This is a genomic window from Mycobacterium sp. TH-M15, from assembly GCF_057473705.1.
In genome coordinates, this window is the sequence record NZ_JBYCLB010000357.1 from 1 (window position 1) to 1,705 (window position 1,705).

General features: G+C 75.6%; 1 protein-coding gene. It reads right to left on the reverse strand.

The features are described from left to right. On the reverse strand, window positions 1-1,705 hold a 1,705-nt coding region (locus AC2VNT_RS08725), incomplete at both ends, for a non-ribosomal peptide synthetase (RefSeq protein WP_486946477.1).

Genomic DNA, 1,705 nt, shown 5'->3' on the forward strand with positions numbered 1-1,705 from the left:
CGGCGGCCGCCGCGGTCAGGCCGGCCGGGTCGGCGTCGGCGACGGCGACCTCGGTGAGGATCTCCCCGGGCTCGGCCGGGTGCAGGGTCAACGCGTCGCGGTCCAGCCGGCAGCGCAGCACCGGGTGCGCGGCGACGATCGCCGCCAGCACGGCGCGCAACCGGCCGCGGTCGGTGCCGGCCGGCAGGTGGACCGCTTCGACCTGGCCGAGCCGGCGCGGCGAACCGTGTTGGTAGAGCCAGTGCGCGGCGGGCAGCAGCCGGATCGGCCCGCCGGTATCGGCCGCCGCGCCGGCCGGCTCCGCCTCCGCCGCCGCGTCGATCTCGGCGGCCATCTCCCGGATCGTGCGGCGCGCCAGGATGGTACGCGGCCGCAGGGCGAGCCCGCGCCGTCGCGCGGCCTGCACCAGCGACAGCGCCACGATGCTGTCCAGCCCCAGATCGGTCAGGTCGGCCGCCACATCCGGGGTGGCGCCCTCGAAGACGTCGGCGAGCGCCGTGCACAGGGCGCGTTCGGTGTCGGTGGCCGGCGCCGAACCGCCCCGGCTGCGGGGTCCGGCCAGCTCCAGCAGCGCCTCGGCGTCCAGTTTCCCGTTGCGGGTCAACGGCATCGCCGACACGGCGACGATCCGGGCCGGAACCAGGTAGACCGGCAGCCGGGCGGCGAGTTCGGCGCGGACCTGGGCCGGGTTCAGCTGCTCACCGGTGACGAAGCCGGCCAGCCGGGTGCCGGTGGGGCCGCGCATCGGCAGCACCGCGGCGGCGCGCACCCCGGCGGCGGCGGCCAGCGCCGCCTCCACCTCGGAGATCTCGACGCGGTACCCGCGCACCTTCACCTGGTCGTCGCCGCGGCCCAGGTAGACCAGCTGCCCGTCGGGCCGGCGGCGCACCAGGTCCCCGGTGCGGTACATCCGCGCGCCCGGGTTGGCCGGGTCGGCGACGTAGCGGGCGGCGGTGGCGCCGGGCCGGCCCAGATAGCCGCGGGTGACCTGGGCGCCGGACAGGTACAGCTCGCCGGCCACCCCGTCGGGTACTTCCCGCAGCGCGTCGTCGAGCACGTGGGCGGTCATGCCGGCCACCGGTTTCCCGATCACCGGAACCTCGCAGCCCGTGACGTCGGCGACGACGGCCTCCACGGTGGTTTCGGTCGGCCCGTAGCAGTTGTGCACCGCGGTGGCGCCCACCGCGCGCAGCCGCTCCCAGGTGTGGCCGGTGATCGCCTCCCCGCCCAGTGCCAGCACGCTGAGCCGGTGCCCGTGCCGGCCGTCGAGCAGGCCGGCGTCATACAGCTGGGTGAACATCGACGGTGAGGTGTCGATCATGTCGACGCGGTGCCGGGCGATGCCGTCGATGATCGCCTCGGCATCGCGCATCTGCTCGGCGGAGAACAGGTGCACGGTCTGCCCGCCGAGCAGCCCGACCAGCGGCTGCCAGCTGGCGTCGAAGCTCAGCGACCAGGCGTGGGCGATCCGCAGTCCCCGGCCCAGCCGGGCGGTGGCCGGGGCGTACATCCGCTGCTGGTGGTCGGCGAAGTAGGACGCCAGCGCCCGGTGAGTGCCGACCACGCCCTTGGGTTCCCCGGTCGACCCGGAGGTGAAGATGACGTAGGCGGCGCCGTCGGGGTGAACGGGCGGCAACTCGATGTCTGCGGGTTCGGCGCCGAGTTCGGCGAGCCGCGCCGGGGTCAGGGTGAGTTTCGGATCCGC